We start from the raw sequence: 23,617 nt of genomic DNA, 5'->3' as shown, positions 1-23,617 counted from the left end.
TGGCCGACCTGACCCACGGGGCTTGCCAGCAAGCGTTATCTGTATGTATAAACAGTGTCCGTTCCTGCTGCCCGACCCCGCCCTGTGATCGCCCATTCCGTCGACGACCCGCTCTATTACCTGCATAACTTCCGCCAGGTACTGCTGTGGGTCGAACACCGTTATGCCGACCTGCTCGATACCCAGGAGCTGGCGTTCATCCAGGCTTTTGCCAGGATCGAGGAGCCAGCCCAGGCTCTGCTTGTGCGCATGGTGATGCGCAAGGGCGAGCTGTTTCGCAGCGACCGGCTGGATTATGCCGAGATTGGCGATTCGTCTGTGGCCTTGCAGCCCCTGCAGGCGCTGGGCTGGGTGCGCGAACCCGAACAGTTGAGCCTGGAGCAATTGTTCGCCTTGCTGCGCAAGGAAGAGCTGGCCAGCGGTTTTGCCGGCCTGCTGAGCCGACCGCGTGCGGCAAAAAGCGATCTGCTGGCGCAACTGCAAGCCTTGGCGCTGGCGCCCAGGCCACTGTCCGACTGGTTCGCCAGTGCACCGGTGCGTATCGTGCAGTGGTGCCTGCAGCCCCTGTGCGATCGCATGCGTCTGCTGTTCTTCGGCAACCTGTACCAGGACTGGTCTGATTTTGTCCTGGCCGACCTGGGCGTGCTGCGTTTCGAGCACGTGCCATTCAGCCCCGGCTCGCGGGCCTTGCAGCAGCGCAGCGACGTCGACCTGGCCATGGCCTTGCACCAGTGCGCCGAGCGCTTGGAGCTGGGCGAGGCGCCTGCGTCGATCCTTGAGTCATTGGTGGGCTGGCGCAGCGACAACCCGTGGCTGGCCCGGCGTCACGCGCGCTTGCTGTTTGCCTTGGGGCAGCAGTGCGAGCGCCTTGGCGACTGGGAACTGGCACTGACGGTGTATGCCCAGAGCAGCCATGCCCAAGCGCGCATCCGCCAGGTGCGCGTGCTGGAGCGCAGCGAGCGCTGGCAAGACGCGCATGCCCTGGCATTGCAGCTGGCTCAAGCGCCTGCCAATGCCCTGGAAGTGCAGGCGCTGCAGCGCATGGTGCCGCGCCTGGTGCGCAAGCTGGGCGGGCCGGCGCAGCGCCGTCGACCTGTCACACCCGCGCCGGTGATCGAGCTCGAACTGCCGCGCGAACAGGCTGCGTTGGGTGTCGAGGAGGCGGTTCGCCAGCACCTGGCGCAAGCAGGCGGGCAGGTTCACTACGTCGAGAACACGCTGCTCACCAGCCTGTTCGGATTGTTGTGCTGGGAGGCGATCTTTGCCCCGATTCCCGGCGCGTTCTTCAACCCCTTTCAGGCTGCACCGCAAGACCTGCATGACTGCGACTTCCAACTGCGCCGCGCCGCTCAGTTCGATGCGTGCCTGGGCCGGCTCGACGACGGCTCGCATCAGCAGGCCATCCTCGACTGCTATGCCGCCAAGCAAGGGCTGCAATCGCCGTTCGTGTTCTGGCAGATGCTCAGCCATGCTTTGCTCGTACAGGCATTGGCTTGCCTCCCGGCGGAGCACCTCAAGCAGTGTTTCCTGCGCTTGCTGCAGGACATCCGCAACAACCGTACCGGCATGCCTGACCTGATCCAGTTCTGGCCGGAGCAGGGGCGTTACCGCATGGTCGAGGTCAAAGGACCTGGCGACCGCCTGCAGGACAACCAGTTGCGGTGGCTGGAATTCTGCGCCGAGCACGGCCTGCCGGTCGCGGTCTGCCATGTGCGCTGGAGCGAAGAGCCATGAACTACCGCGTGGCGGTGCGGGCTTTGTGTGAGTTCACTGCCAAGGCCGGTGATCTCGACCTGCGCTTCACACCGTCGCCCACTGCCCAGGAGGGTATGGAGGGCCATCGCCGTGTCGTGGCCAGGCGGGCCGCCGGCTATGAGGCGGAGGTCGCACTCGAAGGTGCGTATCAGGGCTTGCAGGTGCGCGGTCGCGCCGACGGTTATGACCCCGCCGCAAACCGGCTTGAAGAGATCAAGACCTACCGTGGTGACCTGGCCCGGCAACCGGCCAATCATCGCCAACTGCACTGGGCCCAGGCCAAGGTCTACGCCTGGTTGCTGTGCCAGGCACGGCAGTTGCCCGCCATCGAGGTGGCGCTGGTTTACCTGAACGTGGACAACGACGGCCAGACCTTGATCAGCGAGCATTACCGCGCCGCCGAGCTGCATGCTTTTTTCGAAACCCAATGCCAGTGCTTTCTCGCCTGGGCCCAGGCGCAAACGCAGCGCCTGGCCGAGCGTGACCGCGGCCTGCAGAGCCTGGGCTTTCCTTACCCGCAGTTTCGCCAAGGCCAGCGGCAACTGGCCGAAACCCTGTACAAGGCGGTCAGCACCGGGCGCTGCCTGATGGCCCAGGCCAGCACGGGTATCGGCAAGACCCTCGGCACGCTGTTCCCGTTGCTCAAGGCCATGGTGCCGCAACAACTCGACAAAGTGTTTTTCCTCACCGCCAAGACCCCTGGCCGCGCCCTGGCGCTGGATGCCCTGCAACAGATCACCCAGGCTACGCCGCAGCCCGCGCTGCGTACACTGGAGCTGATCGCCCGGGACAAGGCCTGCGAGAACCCCGACAAGGCCTGCCATGGCGAGGCCTGCCCATTGGCCAGAGGCTTCTACGACCGCCTGCCGGCGGCGCGGGAGGCTGCAGCCCGGTTGCCGTTGCTGGACCGCGCAAACCTGCGCGAAGTGGCCCTGGAACATCAGGTTTGCCCTTACTATCTAGGGCAGGAAATGGCGCGCTGGGTCGATGTCCTGGTGGCCGACTACAACTATTATTTCGACGCTCACGCCCTGTTGTTCGGCCTGACCCAGGCCAACCAATGGCGCGTAGCGGTGCTGGTCGACGAGGCGCATAACCTGGTGGAGCGTGGCCGTGGCATGTACAGCGCCAGCCTCGATCAGGGGCAGTTGCTGGCGTTGCGTCAGCGCAAACCGCCAGGGCTGGCCAGCGCGCTGGACCGCTTGAACCGCCAATGGAATGCCGTGTACAAGGCGCAGCGAGCGCCTTATCTGGCCACCGAGCAGTTGCCGGACGCCTTTATGCGTTCGCTGCAGCAGTGCATCGGGCTGATCCAGGAGCGGTTGAACGAGTCGCCCGTGGACGTGGATGCACACATCCTGCAGTTCTATTTCCAGGCGCTGCAGTTCAGCCGGGTCGCCGAGCTGTTCGATGAGCATTTTTTGTTCGACGTGAGTCTGCGCGCTGGCCCGCGCCAGCGACGCCTGGCCACCTTGTGCCTGCGCAACGTAACGCCCGCCAAACTGCTCGGCCCGCGCATGCAGGTTGCGCGCAGCGTGACGTTGTTCTCGGCTACGCTCAGCCCGCGGCATTTCTACACTGACCTGCTCGGCATGCCAGCGGATACAGCATGGCTTGAAGTGGCCGCGCCGTTTCGCGCCGAGCAGCTCGAAGTGCGCATCGCCAGTCAGGTCTCTACCCGTTACCACGAGCGTCAGGCCTCGCTGGCACCGATCGTTGCGCTGATCGCCGAGCAGTACCAGCGCCAGCCCGGCAACTACCTGGCGTTCTTCAGCAGTTTCGAATACCTGCAGCAAGTGCATGCGCTGCTGGCCGAGCGACACCCGGCGATTTCGGCCTGGGCTCAGGCACCAGGCATGGACGAAGCCGCACGCCAGGACTTCCTCGCGCGCTTTGCCGCAGACGGCCAGGGTGTCGGCTTTGCCGTGCTGGGCGGTGCCTTTGGCGAAGGTGTCGACCTGCCGGGTAGCCGGCTGATCGGTGCCTTCGTCGCCACCCTCGGTTTACCCCAGGTCAACCCGGTCAACGAACAGTTCAAGCAGCGTCTGGGGCGTCAGTTCGGCGCTGGCTTCGACTACGTCTACCTGTACCCCGGGGTGCGCAAGGTGATCCAGGCTGCGGGCCGGGTCATTCGCGGCGATCAGGACCGCGGTGTACTGGTGTTGATCGACCAGCGCTTCGTCGAGCCGCGCGTGCAGCAGATGTTCCCTGGCTGGTGGCAGATAACCCGCGAATAATCCTCGGCAAGGCCTTCGCACCTCGTTGCAACTCCCAGTACACTGCGTGTTCCAACTCCAACATCCGTTGAACTCGAGGTTTCTGCATGACGCTCAGTCCTTTGGCAGGCAAGCCGGCTCCGGCCAGCGTGCTGGTCGATATCCCCCGCCTGCTCACCGCTTATTACACCGGCCGCCCCGACGCTGCCGTAGCGGCCCAGCGCGTGGCCTTCGGCACCTCGGGCCACCGGGGCAGCTCGTTCGACCTGAGCTTCAATGAAGACCACGTCCTGACCATCACCCAGGCCATCTGCCTGTACCGCCAGGAAAAGGGCATCGACGGCCCATTGTTCATCGGTGCCGATACCCACGCATTGTCCGCGCCGGCAGCCGCCAGTGCCCTGGAAGTGCTGGCCGCCAACGGCGTGCAGGTGATGCTGTCCAAGGACGATGAATACACCCCGACGCCAGCGGTGTCCCACGCCATCCTGTGCTACAACCGCGGCCGCGATGGCGGGCTGGCCGATGGTATCGTCATCACCCCCTCGCACAACCCCCCGCAAAGCGGCGGCTTCAAATACAACCCGCCCAACGGTGGCCCGGCTGACAGCGATGTGACCAAGTGGGTCGAGGCCAAGGCCAACGAATTGCTGGCCGCAGGCCTGGCCGGCGTCAAGCGTATGGACCATGGGCAGGCCCTTCAGGCCCCGACCACCCAGCGCCACGACTATGTCAGCCATTACGTGGCCGACCTGGCGAACGTCATCGACTTCGACGTCATCCGCAGCGCCAATCTACGCCTGGGCGTTGACCCGCTGGGTGGGGCAGGGGTGCGCTACTGGTCGGCGATCGCCGAGCACTACAAACTCAACCTGGAAGTGGTCAATACCGAGGTCGATCCGACCTTCCGCTTCATGACCGTGGACTGGGACGGGCAGATCCGCATGGACCCTTCCTCGCCGCACGCCATGCAAGGGCTGATCGGCCTGCGCGAGCGCTTCGATGTGGCCTTCGCCTGCGACCCGGACCACGACCGCCATGGCATCGTCACCGCCGATGGCCTGTTGCAGCCGAACAACTACCTGGCCGTGGCCATCGACTACCTGTACCGCCACCGCCCGCAATGGCGCAGCGATGCTGCCGTCGGCAAGACCGTCGTGTCCAGCGGCCTGATCGACCGCGTTACCGCGCGCCTGGGCCGTGAGTTGTATGAAGTGCCGGTGGGCTTCAAGTACTTTGCCCAGGGGCTGTTCGACGGCTCGTTGGGCTTTGGTGGCGAAGAAAGCGCCGGCGCTTCCTTCCTGCGCATGGACGGCACGGTCTGGGCTACCGACAAGGATGGCTTGATTCCGGCGCTGTTGGCCGCCGAGATGACGGCACGTACCGGGCGTAACCCGAGCCAGGCCTATGCCGACCTTACCGCGGCGCTGGGCACCCCGTTCGCTACCCGCGTGGAAGCCAAGGCCGACGCTCGGCAGAAGGCGTTGCTGAGCAAGTTGGCGCCGGAGCAGGTCAAGTCGACCGAACTGGCCGGGGAACCTATCGAGCAGATCCTCAGCCACGCGCCAGGCAATGGCCAGGCCATCGGTGGCCTGAAGGTGATGACCGCCAACGGCTGGTTTGCCGCGCGGCCATCCGGCACCGAGGACATCTACAAGATCTACGCTGAGAGCTTCATCGATCAGGCGCACCTGCAACGCCTGGTGGCCGAGGCGCAGCAACTGGTTGATGCCGCGATCGCCTGATTGACCTGTGAAGCAGGGCCGCAGCGCGGCCCTGCTTGTTCAAGCCACATCGACCAGCACGATCTCACTGTCCTCGATGGCGGTCACTCGCAGCACTTCTTCCTGCTCGATCGCAACGCCATCGCGGCCCTTGGCCCGCAGCCCATTGACCTCGACCAGGCCCTTGGCCGGCACCAGATACCCTCTGCGCCCGGTGTCAAAGCGATACTCGGCCGTTTCGCCTGCCCGCAGGGTCGCCGCCACCAGGCGCGCATCGGTGCGGATCTGCAGGCTTTCTTCATCCCCCGCACGGCCGCTGGCCAGGGTCACGAAGCCTTCGGCGCGCTCGCCTTTGGGGAACGGCCGAGTGCCCCATGACGGCGCCTCGCCGACGCGTTCCGGCACGATCCAGATCTGGAAAATACGGGTATCGATGTCTTCCAGGTTGTACTCGCTGTGCACGATGCCTGTACCGGCGCTCATGACCTGGACATCGCCGGCTTCGGTGCGGCCTTTGTTGCCCAGGCTGTCCTGGTGAGTGATGGCGCCTTCACGCACATAGGTGATGATTTCCATGTCGCGGTGTGGGTGCGGTGGGAACCCGCTGCCGGCGGCGATCAGGTCATCGTTCCAGACTCGCAGGTTGCCCCAGTGCATGCGCGCCGGGTCGTGGTACTCGGCGAACGAGAAGTGGTGACGGGCATCGAGCCAGCCGTGGTTGGCATGGCCAAGGCCTTCGAAAGGTCGCAGTTGCAGCATGATCGTGCTCCTTGAATGGGTGGAATGGGGCCATGATGCTTGAAAGAAAGATCGAAAATAAGCGTAAATATCGGCTGATTATGATCGTTTAATTGGATATATTTGGCCGAAGTGATTTGTGCGGTTCATCGCCTAATCCACTGATCTGCAAGCATTCGCTGGCGATTTTTTGCCGATGCGGCGAACATGCACGTCGTTTCGATTTTCAACGGAGTGACCGTGGCCCACGAGCAACCCCAGGCCCCTGCCGACCTGACCCCGCCCGCACAATTGCCTTGGCTGCGCCGCTTGGCCGCACGGCTTTTGGGCCGTGGCCTGAGCCGCTTGCAGGCGCAACACCGTGACTCCTGGTTTCTGGGCCATGCCACCGGCCAGCGCAGCGGCCACGCTGATGGCGTACGCGAAGGTTTCGAGCGTGGGCGGGTGGAAGGTTATGAGGCGGGCCGCCAGGTCCTGGTGATTCGCGATTCGCGCCCTGAGAGCGCGGCAGTACCTGGCCGGGATGACCTGTTGTTCGACGACTGGCGCCTGCCGCTGACCACCGAGCTGAAAAAGCGCTTCAAGGCCGATGTAGCCCAGCGGTTGCCCGCTCAGGCGCAGCCCAGTGCCGCTCAATGGAAGCTGATATTCAGCGACACGCCCTCCACCTGCGTGGTGGCTGGGGCAGGGGCCGGCAAGTCCACGTCGCTGGTGTTGCGCATCCTGCTGCTGCGCCATTACCTGGGCTACGAGCTGGACGCGATGACGGTCGTCACCTTCACCCGTGAGTCTCGCAAGGATTTCATCAAGCGCCTGGTGCAGGTGTTCTCGCTGTGGCAGCTGGACCTGCCGCCGGCGCGTGCCCGCGAGCTGGTACGTACCTTCCACTCCCGCATCCTGCCGCTGGTCCGCAGCCTGCCGGGCTTTGGCCAGGTGCGTGCATTCGAGACCCTGGGCAACGACATGCCAGCGGGGCGTGAGGCGGACGCCGAAAGCAACCTGTTCGACCTGCGCCTGAACGACGCCCAGCGCCAGCAGCTCAATCTGTGCTATCGCGACCTGCTCGCCGAAAGCCCGCGCTTTGCAGAAATCATCGCGACCCTGCGGCGTGATGCCCTGCAGCTCAAGCCGCTGGACCCGGACCACCCCGACGTGCAGAAACGCGTGCAGGTGACGCAGCTGGCTGCCCAGCGTGACGAAGAGCTGTGCGACGTGATCGAGGACCTGTGGTTCGCGGCGGGCGTGTGGCCGATCAAGGGTATCGAGCCGTGCCGTGAAACGGTCGATATCCGGGGCAGCCGCTTCCATGTGCATGGCCGCCTGGAAGGCCTGGAAGGCCTGGATGCCTGGGTGGTGCTTGGGTTCGACCCGTCGGAAAGCGCACAGTACCAGCGCCCGGGTGCCAAGCTTGGCGTACGTGCCGAATGGGCGGTCAAGCGCACGTTGCTGCAGGCGTTCTGCGACAGGCCGCTGATCTGGCTGGACAACTATGCGATGGCCCGGCGCCTGGCCGCCTCGCTGGCCGGCGACGCGGTCGCGGGCCCCGGGTTCGAGTACAAGGTCAAGGGCGAACTGGCCCCGGCGCCGTTGCTCGATGCCTTCGTCGGTGCTGCCAACTTCATCGAAAACCTCGGCCTTGAGGTCAACACTGCGGTGGCGGCGATGCGTTTCCCCTCCGGCGACAGCGACGCATTGTTCTTCGAGGCGCTGGCACTGTACTGGAAGGCCCTCGAGTCGCATCTGCTCGACCAGTCGCCGCCGGTGATGAGCTACAACCGCATGTTCGCCCTGTTCGGTGAGAACAATCCGGAAAACCTGCACCTGTTGCCCGACCCGTTGCTCAGGCCCTTGGCGCATCTGATGATCGACGAGTTCCAGGACGTTTCGCCGCAGATCGTCAGCTGGCTGCGTGCCAGCCTCGCGGAGATCCGCCGCCGCGGACCGGGCATGCACACCGGGCGCAACGCCCAGTATTCTTCTCTGCTATGCGTGGGTGACGATTGGCAGTCCATCTATGGCTGGCGTGGCAGTTCGCCAAAATACTTCATGGAGTTCACCAAGACCTTCCCGTCGCCGGCCAACACGCGGGTGATGCTGGTCGACAATTACCGCTCTCAGCAACTGGTCATCGAGGCTGCCGAGCATCTGGTCAAGGGCGCGCCATCGATCACCGGCAAGAAGGCCCGGGCCGCGGGCCCTGCCGCCGAGTTGCCGGTATCGCCAGTGAAGGTATGCGAACGTGACGAAGCGGTGCTTGGCCAGACGCTGATCGAACATTACCAGCGTGGCGAATCGGTGATGATGCTGTACCGCAAGGGCGCCGACAAAGCCTTGATGAGCGAGCACCTGGCCGGGGTGCTGCAAGACGAAGCGGCATTGCCGCCCGAACAGCGGCGTCTTCGCCAGCTGACCTACCACAGCGCCAAGGGGCTGCAGGCCGATGCCGTGTTCATGCTCGGCGATTGCCAGTACCTGACCAGCTCGCCATACAAGAACCAGGTGTATCGCCATGCTGGCCTTGGCCGTGCCGGTGATGCCCAACCGTTCGACACCGCGCAAAAGGAAGAGGTACAGCGCTTGGCCTATGTGGCGGTCACGCGCGCCGCCAAGCACTGCTATTGGCACGTCGAGGCGGCCAGCGGCGAAGCGGCCGCGGCGCCACGTGCTTCGAGCCAGGTGGATGGCCGGCAGGCGTTCTTCGAAGACCTGCGCGGCCGATGAGCACGGCTTAGCCCGCGAGGGTTTCGGCCTGCCGGGTGAGGCTGAGCAACAGGCCATGCTCGACCTTTTGCTGCTCCTCGTTCAAGGCGCGCATGGCTCGGTCGAATTGGCCCTCATTGATCGGCACACGCCGCAGCAGGCCGTTTTCATCCAGCGGGTTGTGCGGCAGCACAGGCACCAGGGCTTGCAGCACCGAGGCGTCCAGACGGGTGACTGGCTCCTCGCTGTCATTCAGGCAATGGAACAGGTAGTCATGGCCTACCCTCCAGAAATCGGTGAGCAGGCTGAAGGCTTCGCCATTGTGACGCTTGAGGTATTGCACCCAGCCTGCCTGCCCGACTATCCATACCAGGCGCCTGTCGGTTGCGGCGTCCTGGGCAAGCACTGCGCTGTGCACCCTGTCGATGATGGTGCTGTTGATCCTGGCCGTATCCCGGTAGAGCATGCCGCGGCTGGGTTCAGGGAAGCCCAGCCGCGTTGCGAGGGATTGGCGCAAAGCAAGGCGGACTTCGATATCGTCGACCAGCCCCCGTTCCAGGTCGACGTCAGGAAAGGCCGCCGGATCATCCAGTGAATCGTAGCGGGGCAGATCCGTATCGAACACGCCATTTTGCAGCGCCTGCTTGCGTAATGTCCTTCTCAGGCTGATGCGGTCGGCCAGTTCATTGACCAGCTCCCGGCGGTAAAGCTTGCGGTAGAGCGCGAGCAAGGTCTTGGCCTGGTCACTGCTGTGGCCTGCGGCCTCGTGGGCCAGCACTTCGATCTCCAGTGCACTGAAGGCATCGGCACCGGCATCACCGCAGGTCGGCGGGTACGCACGGGCAACGTCGGCAAGGCGTTCGCGCAGCGCCGTGTCCCGGCCGGCTTTCTCCAGCAGGGCCCAGAGCCTGCGGCGTAGGTGATCTGGCTCGTGCCGCGCCTCGGCTGACTGTACCAGGCGTTCGAGAATCCCTAGCAGCTCACCGTTTTCGCCTTGGTCGAACAGATCGCTCCAAAGCTGGTCCTGATGTGTGGAGGCGGTACTGCGCCACAGGGATTGCCATTCAGGCATGTCGGGTGCGTGCTCGAAAACCCCGACGCCACTGGCACGCAGTTGCGCACGGGTTTGCGCATCAAGCGTGTTGAAATTGAGGTGCCAGCGCCGTTCGGGTAATTGCGCAGCGACATCCCGGGCGAATGGGGTGCGTAGAATGTCTGCGAGGTTGGGCAGGGTGCGAATACGGTTCATGGACAGGTCCAGGTGACGCAGTTGGTACTGATGCTGGCTCATCAGCTGGGTCAACCCCTCGGGCCATTGCTGCAAGCCGCAATTGTTCAGGCTCAGGGTGCGCAGGCGGCCCATGTAGCTGACGTCGGGGGCAAGATCCAGGGTGTTGAAATCCAGCATCAGTTGCTGGGGATGAACCATGGCCTGGAACGCCGAGGCCAGGGTTTGGTCGAGGGTAATGGCATTATTTCCAAGGTCCAGCACATCCAGGCGAAGGCCAGCCAGCGAGGCGATGCTGGCAGCGTCCAGTTGCAGACGGTTCCTGCGCAGGTTGAGCTCGCGCAGGCCGGGCATGGCGGCCAACGCCTCATGGGCCAGGGGCGAGAGGCCTGGCAAAGCATTTTCGGTGAGCTGGAGCGATTCTAGGCCAGGGGCCGACTTCAGCGCCTGGAACAACCCCTCGGCGTCTATGTCCGGGTTACCGCTCACCTCCAGTGCGCGCAGGCCAGGGAAGCATGACAGGAAGCCGCCTTCCAGGCGCTCGAGCTCCAGCCCATCCAGCACCAGGGTGCGGACATGGGGCAGTCGTGCCACCAGTGCCGGGAGGATGCGCAACCGCATGCGGTCCAGCCTTAAGGTGTCCCGGCTGGCGCCACCTTCGCGGCTCCAGGCGGCGAGCAGCTTCTCGGCGAAGTGGGAACGGTCGAAGCGATCGTCCAGGCCAGACGCGTCACCGACCCATCTGCTCAGATCTTGGCGCAAGGTCCGTTGCTCGGCTTCCAGCCGGCTGATCTGTGTACCCAGGTTGCCCGCCTCTGCCAGTTCGGACTGCAGCGCCCTGAGCGCTCTTTGGTCGAGTTCAGGAAAGAGCGCGCCCAGGCGTTGCACTGCGCGCCCGGCGCCGCGGCCACTGAGCGGGTAGCCAATACGGCCGGCGGCAAGGCGCAAAGGTGAACGATAGCCAGGCTTGATTGGCTGCTGGCCAATCAGCGCAGCGCAGTGTTCGCGGTTGGCGAGGGCAAGTTCAAGCAGTTGCGTGGCGCTTGCCTGCGGATGCTGGCTAAGCAGGCCTTCGATCAACCGCTGGCTATCGCTGTTGGCCAGGTGCGGGCGGTACAGACCGATGATGGCGCGGTCCAGCCGGGTGCGGGCTTGCAACTGCCGCGCTTCTTCGGCTAAGCGTAACGGCACACGTCCGGTTGCCAGGCGTGCACGTTCGGTATGGCTGGCCGCCTGGACGATCTCTTCCAGAGCGCTGGGTGGCACACCGGGGAATTGCTTGCGCAATGGTTGTGCCGCTTCACTGGCCGGCTGGGCATGGTAGTTCAGCATACTGTGGTAAATCGCCTCGCGCTGGCTTTGCAGCTGTTCGCCCAGCCTGGCGTTCAAGGCCGAGGCCCACTGCTGCGAGGGCAGGTCGCCGAGCATGGCACGCACGTGTCGCTCGTCCAGCTGTGCGACGACGGCGTGGCCCAATTGACCATTCTCCAGGTCCGTGCGGGTCAAGCTGATTTCCACCTGGCCAGGGGTGTCGGGCGCGCCATAGCGCAGCGCATCGCCCCAAGGTTCGGGGCCGGTGAATACCTTCAGCACGTGATCTTGCGGCCAACCTGGCAAGCGCAGCAGTTCCGGCAGCGCGAAGTTTTTGTGGGCAGCCATTGAAAGGCCGTTGCGCACACGGTGGATCAGGCTCTGCACCTCGTTGTCCAGGCGTAGGCGCAGCAGCATGTCTTCCAGCAAGGCCGGTGGGCGCAGCCCTTTGGCATGCATGCGGCGCAGCACACTGGCGTCTGCACCGGTACTGCGCATCGCCGTGATCAGCTCGCCGCTGTCGAGCCCCCGGCTGGTGAGGCCAAGGCGCTGCAGCACCTGCGTATCGTCCCACTGCACAGGCTGCTCGTGGGCCAGTAGCCAGCGCCCGTCACCCTGGTGGTGTAGCAGTGGCGCGTAGGCGGTTGGGGCGCTGGGGTGGCGGACGCGCCATTGCTGGTCGGGGCCCTGGAACGTCTCGTAGGCCGTGCCTTCCAGCACGACGTAGCGTTTGCCCTCGAGCTCGTAATGCCCGATCGCATCGGGCTGGCCTTCTGTTGGCAGCGTGACCGGACTGGCATAGGGTCCCATGTCCGGGTGCCACAGTTGCAGACGGTCTTCATGCCATACCGCTTGCATGGCATCGACGAAACCTGACGCTTTGATGGCCTTGGCGGCGCCGGCAAAACCTGCGATCGCGGCAGCATTGATGGCCAACGATTCAACCTGGGCCAGTGCTTGCGCGGTATCACCTTCTTCCCAGGCCTCAAAACCGGTGAATACCGAATCCATCAGTTGATAAGCGAACACGCCGGTCATTACCGCGTTCAGGCCGGGCACGAAGAACGCGGCGATGTTCAGCACGTTCATGCCCATCTCCAGCCAGTACCGCAGGTGTCTCTGATGAACCTCGGCGTCGACATCGGCTGTGGGGACCGCCAGGACCCTGGCGTCGGCCTTGAGGCGGTCGAGGTGGGCACGGTAAAGGGTGGGCCACAACTCGGTTCGTGTTTGCGCTGGCACGACGTGGAGGTTGGGCGAGGTGCGTGGCCGTTGCCTGCCTTGCTCATCGGTCTCGAACAGTGCGTCCCGCAGCCTGCCCGCCAGCCTGGGCTGATCGCGCCTATAGGCGAGCCCGATCACGGTTTGGCGGAAGGTGCTGTGCACCAGGCGCTGTCGGAAATACGTGGCAGCAGCCTGACGGGAGGGGTATTCGCGCACCGGGTGTTCGCTGTCGCCTGGGAGGTAGACGATGCAGGGGGTGATTGCACCTGGCGTATCGGCGCCGATGAACAGCATCTCGTGCAACGGAACGTCGAGCAGGCTCAAACGCCAGCTGTGCAGGGGATGGCCGTCGTAAACGGGGTGAGGTACGCCATTGCACAGCTCGCTGATCGCGGCAAGGCCTCCTGCGCTCAGCAGGCCTTTGAGCCAGGCGATGTAGGCCTGCACGCGCAGTTCTTCCTGGCTGGCCCGCATCGACAGCTGGCTGATCTGCGCCTTGAGCGGGCCCTCATAGATGGCCTGCAGGTGGTCCTGATATTGCTGCCCAAGGTTAAGATCCCGGCAGTGCCCCGCGAATTGCACCGCGGACAAACTGGCCAGCGGCGTGTCGTCATCGGGCGCGCGGGTCAGATCGCTGTAAGGCCCGACTTGTTGGGCGCTTTCGAAGTTGTGCAGGGCGGCTTCGAGCAAGCTGCGGGGTTGGCGAGGGCCTACGGGGCGGGTGACGAAGGCCTCTACCTGCAGTTGCCCATCCCCGGGTACGTCCAGGCTGCCGGGGCCCGGCCCGTAATTGATGACCGTCTCGAAGGGCTGAAAGTTGTACTGGGCCTTGTCCACGGCCACATTGAGCCCCAGCCGGCGGCTCAGCAGCGGGCTGCAGAACGCAGTGATGTCCTTGAAGCCGACAAGTGCGTTGCTCAGTTGGGTAACGCAGGTGTCACGTTGCGTGATGAGCGTGCGCAACTGCTCACGATGCGCTGGCAGCGCGGTCGCATACCAGCTGTAAGGCGCGCCATTCTCGTCCACGTAGGGCGCGCGTGCGCGTTGCACGATGCCTCTGGCGTGCGTGGGATGCAGGGTGCGGGCCCATGGGGGCAGGGCCTCGGTGATCAGGTCGTGGTGCAGGGCAATCGCGTTGTGCATGGCATGAGCCTCGTATCTGTGGAGGCGGTAGTCGACACCGCTGGCGAAACGGCCGTGCGGTAGATAGTTGCCCGCAAGGGTCGGTCTCGTGCATGCATGGGTCGGTAAGAGGCCAGCAAGGCAGGCCACGCTGCGAGATGGTGGGGTGAAGGCATGGCGCCAGTGTTCAGCGAAGGAGAGTGCGATGCGTTCGCTATGCAGTCCCAAGGATCACCTGCTTGACCTCGACGGTATTGAAATAGCGGTACGCACGTGGGGCGCCGAAGACGGGATACCGGTGCTGGCGTTGCACGGCTGGTTGGACAATGCCGCCTCGTTCGAGCGGCTGGGCCCGTTGCTTGAGGGTTGCTTCGTGGTCGCCCCCGACCTGGTCGGTCACGGCCGCTCCGATCACCGGCGTCACGACAGCGGTTACTACGTGTGGGAGCATGCCGAGGATATGCTGGCGGTGGCCGACAGCCTGGGGCTGGCGCGGTTTCATGTGCTTGCCCACGGGATGGGTACCGGCATCGCCTCGCTGCTGGCCGCCATGACCAGTGGCATCGCCAGCATGACCTTCCTCGACGGCATGGGGGCGCCGTTCACGGTTGCCGAGGATGATCGCGTGCAGCACCTGGCCCGTGCCTATCGGCTCAAGCGCATGGTGCAACGCAGCCGGTTGCACGGCTTTGCCGACAGCGCCGGGAACCGCTTCGACGATCTGGAAACCGCCTTGCAGCAGCGGCGCAAGCGCATCGATGCCGAACTGGCCGAGGACGCCGCACGGTTGCTGGCCATGCGTGACCTGCTGCAATTGGCCGATGGCTACTGCTGGCGTCATGACCCCCGGCTGGTGCTGCCCGAACCGATGCCACTGACCGAGCGCGAGGCGTGTGACCTGCTCAGGGAGATCCGCTGCCCGCTGTACCTGATGCTGGGCAGGCAGGGGGCATTTGCGGGCGGTGCTTTCGCGCAGCGCCAGGCAGCATTGCCCAGCCAAGCCAGGGTGTCATGGCACCCCGGTGGGCATCACTTCCACTTGGACGCGCCGGACCGAACGGTGGTCGAGCAGCTGCTACGGACCTTGGCCCGGCATGATGCCGGCCTGCTTCAGCGCCTGGTGAACGAGTAGCGGAGCGGGCCTTGCTGGGCTATGGTGGCCGGGACCTCTGTGCAATCGCCTCAAGGAGCGCCGGCATGAGACCCTTCGCCATCCAGCACATCGACCACCTGGTGCTGCGCGTCAGCGACCTGCAGCGTAGCGTGGCCTTCTACCGTGACCTGTTGGGCTGCACGGTCAGCCGGGAGCGCGAAGACCTGGGGATGGTCCATTTGGCAACCGGTACGGCCATGATCGATCTGGTCACCCTCGATGGCCCGCTTGGCCGCCCTGGTGGCGCTGCACCGGGAGCAGAAGGGCGTAACCTGCACCATTTCTGTTTGCGTATAGCGCCATTCAATGAAAAAGCGCTGACCGCTTACCTGCAAGCGGCAGGCGTTGCAGTCGAGCCTGCCCAGGTGCGCTATGGCGCTGAAGGCGAAGGGTTATCGCTGTATTGCTACGATCCCGATGGCAACCAGGTCGAGCTCAAAGGCCCGGTGTCGGGTCGGGTTTGAAGTAAACGGAATTCGCCAATACTGGCAAAGTGGATATCCCGGCAAAGCCGATTATGCTTGAAATACCTTGCTGCGATCCGAGGCGGTCAGCCTCGTCGTGCTTCGCAACCAAAGCAAGCCCCTGAGGCCTGGGTGCGACGGTGAAATGGGTGTGAGGTACTCCGGCCTGCGACAACCACAATCCGGAGGCAACAAATGGCGGTTCTCGACAGCGCATCCACGGGCAGTAGCGCGCCCCAACGCGGCATCACCAAGGAAGAGCGCAAGGTCATCTTCGCGTCTTCCTTGGGTACCGTGTTCGAATGGTACGACTTCTACCTCTACGGCTCACTGGCGGCGATCATCGCCAAGCACTTCTTTGCCGGGGTCAATGAAACCACCTCCTTCATTTTCGCCTTGCTTGCCTTTGCCGCCGGCTTTGCGGTGCGACCGTTCGGTGCCATTGTGTTCGGCCGTCTGGGGGACATGATCGGGCGCAAGCACACGTTCCTGATCACCATCGTCATCATGGGCCTGTCCACTGCGATCGTCGGGCTGTTGCCCAGCTACGCCACGATCGGTGTGGCAGCGCCGATCATTCTGATCGCCCTGCGCTTGTTGCAGGGCCTGGCGTTGGGTGGCGAGTACGGTGGGGCGGCCACGTATGTGGCCGAGCACGCGCCCAAAGGCCGGCGTGGCTTCTTCACCTCGTGGATCCAGACCACTGCGACGCTGGGCCTGTTCCTGTCGTTGCTGGTGATCCTCGCCTGCCGCACGGCCTTGGGCACTGAGGCCTTCGAAGCCTGGGGCTGGCGCATCCCGTTTTTGCTGTCGATCCTGCTGCTGGCGATTTCGGTCTATATCCGCATGCAGCTCAATGAGTCGCCGGTGTTCATGAAGATGAAGGCCGAAGGCAAAGCTTCGAAAGCGCCGCTGACCGAATCCTTCGCCCGCTGGGACAACCTCAAGGTGGTGCTCATGTCACTGCTCGGCGGCACTGCCGGCCAGGCCGTGGTGTGGTACACGGGGCAGTTCTATGCGCTGTTCTTCCTCCTGCAGACGCTGAAGATCGACCCGCAGACCGCCAACCTGCTGATCGCAGGCTCGTTGCTGATCGGTACGCCGTTCTTCATTTTCTTCGGCAGCCTGTCCGACCGCATCGGGCGCAAGAAGATCATCATGGCAGGCTGCATCATTGCCGCCTTGACCTACTTCCCGATCTTCAAAGCGTTGACCGAATACGGCAACCCTGACGTGTTCGTCGCCCAAGAGCAGAACCCCGTGGTCGTCATGGCCGACCCGAATCAATGCGCGTTCCAGTTCGACCCGGTGGGCAAGGCCAAATTCACCAGCTCCTGCGACATCGCCAAGAGCCTGCTGGCCAAGCGAGCGATCCCGTACACGAACGAAGCGGCCGAGCCGGGCAGCGTGGCGCAGATCCGTATCGGTGAGCGGGTGATCCCGAGCTTCGATGGCAGCAGCCTGGCGGCGGCTGACTTGAAGGCCCAAAGCGACGCCTTTACCGCAACCCTGACGGGCGCCTTGAAGCAGGCGGGTTACCCCGAGAAGGCCGACCCTGCGAAGATCCACTACCCGATGGTGCTGTTGCTCCTGACCATTCTGGTGATTTACGTGACCATGGTCTATGGGCCGATCGCGGCATGGCTGGTCGAGCTGTTCCCGGCGCGTATCCGCTACACCTCGATGTCGCTGCCGTACCACATCGGCAACGGCTGGTTCGGTGGTTTCCTTCCTACCGTGGCATTTGCCATGGTGGCAGCCACCGGTGATATCTACTACGGGCTGTGGTACCCGATCGTGATTGCGGTGATGACAGCGGTACTGGGGATCTTCTTCCTGCCAGAGACCAAGGACCGGGATATCACGTGAACCTGCTGCAGCGCTTTCAAGCCCCACCGCCGGCTGGCCGGTGATGGGGCGGTCACTGAACACAATCAGTCGAAATACCCACGCAGGCTGAAGGCATAGCCCAGATCCACGTTCTGGGCCTGGCCACGGCTCAGGCGTTTGCTCAGCACGAACTCGAATGCCGGTTCGTACAGCCCGTCGCGTACTACGGCGCCGCCCAGTACCTCGACGTCGTACCAGCCATTGTCCAGCTCGATGATCGGCCGCCCCGGCACTTGGTAGCGGGCCAGCAGGTCGCCGAGGGTCTTGTTGGTGAAGTGCTGGAGGATGCGCCAGGTGTACACCATCACCGCACGGTTTTCGACCTGCAGCACATAACCGCCACGCCGGTGTTTCAGTCGGCTGCCGGGTTCGAGCAAGGCGGGGGTATCACCCTCCAGGGTGAAGATGATGTGGTAGGGCAGGTTGTCGATCCCGGCCATGGGTATGACGATGCCTTCGCTCACCGCCCTGTCGCCGCTGTCGGTGTGGGTGAATTCGCTGGCCAGGTCATCGGGCAGGTGGTTGTCATGCTTGAAGCGGTCAAGCAACTGAATGTCCCCGACCAGGAAATAATCGACCAGGTCGTTGAGGACTTCGCTGAATTCGTGGCGCATGGGTTTTCCTTGTTCTGGCGCACCGGGAATAGCGGCAACTTTAGCCAATGGCAGCTTGGGCTGCCATTGCCCACGGTCAATGCTTTTGAGCGATCTGGATCAGGTTGCCGCAGGTATCGTCGAACACCGCGACGGTGACCGGGCCCAGGTCGGTGGGTTGTTTGGTGAACCTCACCCCGGCCTTGCACAGGCGCGTGTACTCGGCCTGAATGTCGCGCACGCCGAACGAGGCTGCCGGAATACCGTCCTGGCGCAGCGCAGCCTTGTAGGACTTGGCCGCAGGGTGGGCATCGGGTTCCAGGACCAGCTGAACACCGTTGGGCTCGTTGGGTGAAGTGAGGGTGAGCCAGCGGTGCTGGCCCATGGGGATGTCGTCCTTGGGCTCGAACCCCAGTACGTAATGGTAGAACGCCAATGCCTTGGCCTGGTCGTCGACGAGGATGCTGGTGACAACGATTTTCATAGGCTCACACCGTTCCTGTGGCTGTTCACCCTTCAGTAAAGACGTTTTGCAGCCGGGCGTGGCAGAGCGAGAATATGTTCAAGGCATAGGCAAATCCTTCACCCTCGGGGCGCCCTTGGCTGCGGCGGCGCGGTAAAGTGGCAGGATAATTCCAAAGGCGCCCCCACCGGCGCCAGAGAGGTGCCTGTGGCTTCCTATACCCTGCGACAACTCAAATACTTCGTCACCACTGTCGAGGCCGGCAGCGTCGCCGAGGCCTCGCGCCAGCTGTACATCGCCCAGCCGTCCATCTCCACAGCGATCAAGAGCCTGGAGGAAAGCTTTGGTGTACAGCTGTTCATCCGCCACCACGCCCAGGGCGTTTCGCTCACCCCCAGTGGCAAACGCTTCTACGCCAAGACCAAATCATTGCTGCAGATGGCCCATGAGTTCGAGCAGAACGCGCTGGCCGACAACGATACGGTGGCCGGGCAGATCGACATCGGCTGCTTCGAAACCGTGGCCCCGTTGTACCTGCCACGCCTGATCGCCGGGTTTCGCGAACGCTACCCGGGGGTCGATATCCGCCTGCGCGACGGCGAGCAGCAGGAACTGATCCAAGGCCTGACGGCGGGTACCTTCGACCTGGCGTTCCTCTACGATCATGACCTGGATGGCACCATCGAGGCTGAGCCGCTGATGCCCCCTCAGAAGCCCTACGTGCTACTGCCGGAAAAACACCGCTTTGCCGGCCAGTCGCAGGTGTCACTGCGTGACTTGTGCCCGGAGCCGATGATCCTGCTGGATGTGGCACCGAGCCGAACCTACTTCGTCAGCCTGTTCAACAAGATGGGCCTGACGCCGAACATTGTCTTCAGTTCGCCGTCGATCGAGATGGTGCGGGGAATGGTGGGGCAGGGGTTCGGATTTTCGCTGCTGGTGACCCGGCCGCATTCTGAATGCACCTATGACGGGCAGAAGCTGGTGACGGTGGACATCGTCGAGCCGGTGGCGCTGTCGGGGCTGGCAGCGGCGCGGTTGAAGCGGGTGCAGCTGACCAAACCGGCGCAATTGTTCGTGGAGTTCTGCCGCGAGGAACTGGGCAGGATGTAGCTGACCGGGGCGCGGCGCGCCCCAGCCACCTCACTCGGTCAAGCCTGATCCGGCACTACCGCGATCACATCGATTTCCATCAGCCATTCAGGCTGCGCCAAGCCCGCCACGACCAGCCCGGTGGAAATCGGGAACACGCCCTTGAGCCACTTGCCCACTTCTTTGTACACCGGCTCACGGAAGCGCGGGTCGGTGATGTAGGTGGTGGTCTTGACGATGTGCGACAGGTCGGAGCCTGCTTCTTCAAGCAGTTGCTTGACGTTTTTCATCGCTTGTTCAGCCTGCGCCCGAGGGTCGCCCAGGCCTACCAGGCGGCCCTCGAAATCGGTACCGACCTGGCCGCGCACATAGATGGTGTTGCCGGCGCGCACGGCTTGGCACAAGTCGTTGTCCAGGGTCTGGTTAGGGTAAGTGGCCTTGGTGTTGAACATGCGGATGCGGGTATGGGTAGGCATCAGTGGGCTCCGAAGGTGCTGACGTTGCTGATCGAGGTAGGTTGCTGCTCATCCGCTTCACGCTGTTCGCGGTCGCGGTAGGCCAGGTAAGTTCGCTGGGTGGCGATGTGCCCGGCGACGTGCTTGGCATCGTGCCAGACGCCCCAGATGAACGAGGAACCACGGCGCGACAGCCACGGCAGGCCGAGGAAGTACACGCCCGGTTCACGGGAAACGCCGCGCTGGTGCTGGGGCTTGCCGTTGGCGTCGAAGGTGTCGACCTGCAGCCAGCTGAAGTCCACGCCGTAGCCGGTGGCCCAGATGATGCTGGTGACATTGGCTTTGGCCAGGTCCAACGCCAGCAGCGGGTTGCTGATGCAATCCGGGTCCGGCAGGCGCTTGCGTGCTTCAGGCTCTGGCGGCAGGTCCAGGCCGTTGCGTTCGATATAGGCATCGGCAGCGTCCAGCAGGGCCAGGTAGTTTTCGTCGCCTCGGCGGATGTTGTCGGCCAGGTTTTCCTGGAAGCGTGCCACACCGTTGTCGAACGATTGGGTCAGGCCGACCAGGGTCATGCCCTGATGTGCGAGGGCGCGGAAGTCTACGGTGTGGCCGCCCCGGGCGCCGCTGACGGCGATGGTCACGTGCTCGCGGCCCGGCTTGGCGATTTCCGCATCCCATTCGCCCAGCACGCCCAGCCACCAGCAGAAGTCACGGTTGCGATACGCCCGTGGCGGGCGATCGTGGGCGCCGACCGACAGGTACACCTGGCGCCCGGCGCGCATCAGCTCTTCGGCGATCTGCACGCCGGAAGAGCCGGCACCTACCACCAGCACGGCGCCTTCAGGCAGTTGCTCGGGGTTGAAATAGGCGGCGGAGTGGATCTGGTGCAGCTGCTCGTCCTTGGGCGCGATGGCCGGGATGACCGGGCGCTGGAACGGGCCGGTGGCGGCCACCACACGGTTGGCGCGAATCACCCCCTCATTGGTCTCGACGGTGAAGCCTGGGCGGTCGGCATTGCGCACCACCTTCTTCACTTCGATGCCGGTGCGCACCGGCAGGTTGTATTTGCGCACGTATTGCTCGAAGTAGTCGGCAACCTGGTCCTTGCCGGCGAAGGCGTCGGGGTCCAGGTTGAATTCAAGGCCAGGGAAGCGGTCGTGCCAGACCGGGCCATTGGCGACCAGCGAATCCCAGCGGCCAGTGCGCCAGGCCTCGGCGATACGCTTGCGCTCCAGCACCAGGTGCGGCACGCCGAGCTTGCTCAAATGTTCGCTCATGGCCACGCCGGCCTGGCCGGCGCCGACGACGAGGGTGTCGATTTCGATTGTGTTCATTGTCATGTCCGAGCCCTTGTTCAGGCGGTTTTTGTCAGGTCGGTTTGGAGGACCGCCGTTACCTGGGGCCAGACTAGGGATGCACGGAAAATCGCGAAATTAGTATTTAACGAGTACTTGCCGATAAAACGGCGAAGGCCTTGATGCGTAAGGGCTACAGCGGAGTTGGCGAGGGTTTTCAGGCGGGTTTGCAGGGCTGGGCACGGCCTTAGTTTTTTCCTGCTCAAGGCACAGGAAAAAGGTGGTTTCGCTCACTAAAAGGTTCTGCCCAGAATGCCTGCAATCGCCCAGAACAACAGGAGCCACTTCATGACCTTCTCCATCATCGGACGCTGCCAGGAAACCGGCCAGGTCGGTATCGCCATCAGTTCGTCGAGCATCGCCGTCGGCGCGCGTTGCCCTTGGGTGCGTGCAGGCGTCGGTGCCGTTGCCACCCAGAACATCACCTTGCCGGCGCTTGGTCCGCAGATCCTCGATGCCTTGGAGCAGGGCCAGCTGCCGCCTGCTGCAGCGCTGGACCAGGTGCTCAGCGCCAATGGCTGGAGCGAGTACCGCCAGGTCACGGTGATCGACAGTAATGGCCAGGTGGCGCTGTTTACCGGCAAGCAGGCGTTGGGTGTGCACAATGCGGTGGCCGGTGAGCAATGCGCGGCGGCTGGCAACCTGTTGTCTTCGGTACAGGTGATCGAAGCCATGGTGCAAGCCTTCGAACAGGCCGGCGGGCACTTGGCCGATCGCCTGCTGGCGGCCATGCATGCGGCAATGGCGGCAGGGGGCGAGGCAGGCCCGGTGCACTCGGCGGCGCTGAAGATCGCCGGCGAGCTGACCTGGCCGCTGGTGGACCTGCGCGTGGACTGGGCCGATGAAGACCCGATCGGTGTGCTCGAGGGTTTGTGGCAGGCGTACCGCCCGCAGATGCAGGACTACGTTACCCGCGCGCTGAACCCCACCACTGCACCGAGCTATGGGGTGCCGGGTGATGAGTGAGTTCAGCAGCCGCGCGCTATTGGCCCGGCTGATCGGCTATGCCACGGTCAGCCGCGATTCCAACCTGCAGTTGATCGGTTTCATCCGCGATTACCTGGCCGAACAGGGCGTGGCCAGCGAACTGTTCCATAACCCTGAAGGCACCAAGGCCAACCTGTTCGCCACCATCGGCCCGGCTGATGTTGGCGGCGTGGTGCTGTCCGGGCATACCGATGTCGTGCCGGTGGATGGCCAGGCCTGGACGGTCGAACCGTTTGCCTTGAGTGAGCGCGATGGGCGCCTGTATGGCCGTGGTACCGCGGACATGAAGGGTTTCATTGCCTCGGTGTTGGCGGCGGTGCCCGCATTCGTTGCAAAGCCGCTGCGCATGCCGGTGCACCTGGCGTTTTCCCATGACGAGGAAGTGGGTTGCCTGGGGGTGCGCTCGATGCTCGCGGCGCTCGAACAGCGGCCTGACAAGCCGCGGCTTTGCCTGATTGGCGAGCCGACCGAGCTCAAACCGGTGCTCGGCCACAAAGGCAAGCTGGCCATGCGCTGCCAGGTGCACGGCGCGGCGTGCCATTCGGCCTATGCACCCTATGGGGTGAATGCCATCGAGTATGCCGCCAGGTTGATCGGCAAACTGGGCGAGATCGGTGACGCGCTGGCGCTGCCCGACCAGCACGACAAGCGCTTCGACCCGCCGTTTTCGACGGTACAGACAGGCACCATCAAGGGCGGTAGGGCGCTGAATATCGTGCCCGAGGAATGTGCCTTCGACTTCGAGGTGCGCGCCTTGCCAGGCTTCGAAGCGCAGACGGTGGCCGATCAGTTGCAGGCCTATGCCGAGGCCGAACTGTTGCCACGCATGCGCACCGTGAGCGCCGCCAGTGCCATTCGCCTGGAGCCGTTGAGTGCGTACCCGGGGCTGGCCACGCCTGCCGACAGTGAGGCGGCGCGGTTGGTCGCCTTGCTCAGTGGCTCGGATGAGTTCGGCACGGTGGCGTTCGGGACCGAAGGCGGGTTGTTCGATCAGGCAGGCATCCCCACCGTGGTGTGTGGCCCGGGGAGCATGGAACAGGGGCACAAACCGGACGAGTTCGTCAGTGTCGAACAGTTGCAGGGGTGTGATGCGATGCTGTCGAGGCTGGTGGATTACCTCAGGCAGGATTGAAAAAGGGGCCGCACA

16 protein-coding genes are annotated in these 23,617 nt (G+C 63.9%); 10 read left to right on the top strand and 6 right to left on the bottom strand.

Annotation, left to right across the window (positions count from 1 at the left end):
* Nucleotides 1-84 precede the first annotated feature (84 nt).
* The 3 genes from OSW16_RS15380 (at nucleotide 85) to pgm (ending at nucleotide 5,716) form a co-directional block, all read left to right on the top strand.
* Complete coding sequence (locus OSW16_RS15380) at nucleotides 85-1,734, top strand: VRR-NUC domain-containing protein (protein WP_267816484.1); 1,650 nt, start codon at nucleotides 85-87, stop codon at nucleotides 1,732-1,734.
* On the top strand, nucleotides 1,731-3,992 hold the full coding sequence (locus tag OSW16_RS15375) for an ATP-dependent DNA helicase (protein WP_267816482.1): 2,262 nt from the start codon (nucleotides 1,731-1,733) through the stop codon (nucleotides 3,990-3,992). Before OSW16_RS15380 ends, OSW16_RS15375 begins: the two co-directional genes overlap by 4 nt.
* An 86-nt stretch (nucleotides 3,993-4,078) precedes the next feature.
* Complete coding sequence (gene pgm, locus OSW16_RS15370) at nucleotides 4,079-5,716, top strand: phosphoglucomutase (alpha-D-glucose-1,6-bisphosphate-dependent) (RefSeq protein WP_267816480.1); 1,638 nt, start codon at nucleotides 4,079-4,081, stop codon at nucleotides 5,714-5,716.
* A 39-nt stretch (nucleotides 5,717-5,755) separates the two neighbouring features.
* Here the strand turns inward: pgm and OSW16_RS15365 are convergent, their stop codons facing one another.
* Nucleotides 5,756-6,454, bottom strand: a complete 699-nt coding sequence (locus tag OSW16_RS15365) for a pirin family protein (protein ID WP_267816477.1) — start codon at nucleotides 6,452-6,454, stop codon at nucleotides 5,756-5,758.
* A 186-nt stretch (nucleotides 6,455-6,640) separates the two neighbouring features.
* Between OSW16_RS15365 and OSW16_RS15360 the strand changes: the two genes are divergently transcribed.
* Complete coding sequence (locus OSW16_RS15360) at nucleotides 6,641-9,154, top strand: UvrD-helicase domain-containing protein (RefSeq protein WP_267816475.1); 2,514 nt, start codon at nucleotides 6,641-6,643, stop codon at nucleotides 9,152-9,154.
* Nucleotides 9,155-9,161: 7 nt separating this feature from the next.
* Here the strand turns inward: OSW16_RS15360 and OSW16_RS15355 are convergent, their stop codons facing one another.
* Nucleotides 9,162-14,039, bottom strand: coding sequence for an NEL-type E3 ubiquitin ligase domain-containing protein (locus tag OSW16_RS15355; RefSeq protein ID WP_267816473.1), 4,878 nt, complete (start codon nucleotides 14,037-14,039; stop codon nucleotides 9,162-9,164).
* A 184-nt stretch (nucleotides 14,040-14,223) separates the two neighbouring features.
* On the opposite strand from OSW16_RS15355, the gene OSW16_RS15350 reads away from it, so the two are divergent.
* The 3 genes from OSW16_RS15350 to OSW16_RS15340 all read left to right on the top strand — a co-directional run bounded on the left by OSW16_RS15350 (nucleotide 14,224) and on the right by OSW16_RS15340 (nucleotide 17,504).
* Entirely contained in the window at nucleotides 14,224-15,150 is a 927-nt protein-coding gene (locus OSW16_RS15350) for an alpha/beta fold hydrolase (RefSeq protein WP_241803734.1), read from the top strand.
* A 65-nt stretch (nucleotides 15,151-15,215) separates the two neighbouring features.
* On the top strand, nucleotides 15,216-15,635 hold the full coding sequence (locus OSW16_RS15345) for a VOC family protein (protein WP_267816470.1): 420 nt from the start codon (nucleotides 15,216-15,218) through the stop codon (nucleotides 15,633-15,635).
* A gap of 195 nt (nucleotides 15,636-15,830) precedes the next feature.
* Nucleotides 15,831-17,504: an MFS transporter gene (locus OSW16_RS15340; protein WP_267816469.1), complete on the top strand. Its 1,674-nt coding sequence runs from the start codon at nucleotides 15,831-15,833 to the stop codon at nucleotides 17,502-17,504.
* Between the two features lie 65 nt (nucleotides 17,505-17,569).
* On the opposite strand, the gene OSW16_RS15335 is transcribed toward OSW16_RS15340, so the two are convergent.
* Together OSW16_RS15335 and OSW16_RS15330 are read right to left on the bottom strand one after the other, a co-directional pair.
* Nucleotides 17,570-18,139, bottom strand: coding sequence for a hypothetical protein (locus OSW16_RS15335; protein WP_267816467.1), 570 nt, complete (start codon nucleotides 18,137-18,139; stop codon nucleotides 17,570-17,572).
* A 76-nt stretch (nucleotides 18,140-18,215) separates the two neighbouring features.
* Entirely contained in the window at nucleotides 18,216-18,602 is a 387-nt protein-coding gene (locus tag OSW16_RS15330) for a VOC family protein (protein WP_267816465.1), read from the bottom strand.
* Nucleotides 18,603-18,788: 186 nt separating this feature from the next.
* Between OSW16_RS15330 and OSW16_RS15325 the strand changes: the two genes are divergently transcribed.
* Nucleotides 18,789-19,694 carry a LysR family transcriptional regulator gene (locus OSW16_RS15325; RefSeq protein WP_267816463.1) on the top strand — a complete coding sequence of 302 codons (906 nt, stop codon included), beginning with the start codon at nucleotides 18,789-18,791 and terminating at the stop codon, nucleotides 19,692-19,694.
* A gap of 38 nt (nucleotides 19,695-19,732) precedes the next feature.
* Here the strand turns inward: OSW16_RS15325 and OSW16_RS15320 are convergent, their stop codons facing one another.
* Entirely contained in the window at nucleotides 19,733-20,149 is a 417-nt protein-coding gene (locus OSW16_RS15320) for a RidA family protein (RefSeq protein ID WP_241803728.1), read from the bottom strand.
* Entirely contained in the window at nucleotides 20,149-21,468 is a 1,320-nt protein-coding gene (locus OSW16_RS15315; protein WP_267816460.1) for a flavin-containing monooxygenase, read from the bottom strand. The genes OSW16_RS15320 and OSW16_RS15315 overlap by 1 nt, the downstream gene beginning before the upstream one ends.
* A gap of 303 nt (nucleotides 21,469-21,771) precedes the next feature.
* Between OSW16_RS15315 and OSW16_RS15310 the strand changes: the two genes are divergently transcribed.
* On the top strand, nucleotides 21,772-22,449 hold the full coding sequence (locus OSW16_RS15310; protein WP_267816458.1) for a DUF1028 domain-containing protein: 678 nt from the start codon (nucleotides 21,772-21,774) through the stop codon (nucleotides 22,447-22,449).
* Nucleotides 22,442-23,602: an acetylornithine deacetylase gene (gene argE / locus OSW16_RS15305; protein WP_267816457.1), complete on the top strand. Its 1,161-nt coding sequence runs from the start codon at nucleotides 22,442-22,444 to the stop codon at nucleotides 23,600-23,602. The genes OSW16_RS15310 and argE overlap by 8 nt, the downstream gene beginning before the upstream one ends.
* The last annotated feature ends 15 nt before the right edge of the window (nucleotides 23,603-23,617 follow it).

The sequence above is a fragment of the Pseudomonas putida genome, from assembly GCF_026625125.1.
In the GTDB taxonomy this organism is placed as follows: domain Bacteria; phylum Pseudomonadota; class Gammaproteobacteria; order Pseudomonadales; family Pseudomonadaceae; genus Aquipseudomonas; species Aquipseudomonas putida_X.
The sequence above is the reverse complement of the archived record's forward strand: the minus strand, read 5'-3'. Positions and strand labels throughout refer to the sequence as shown.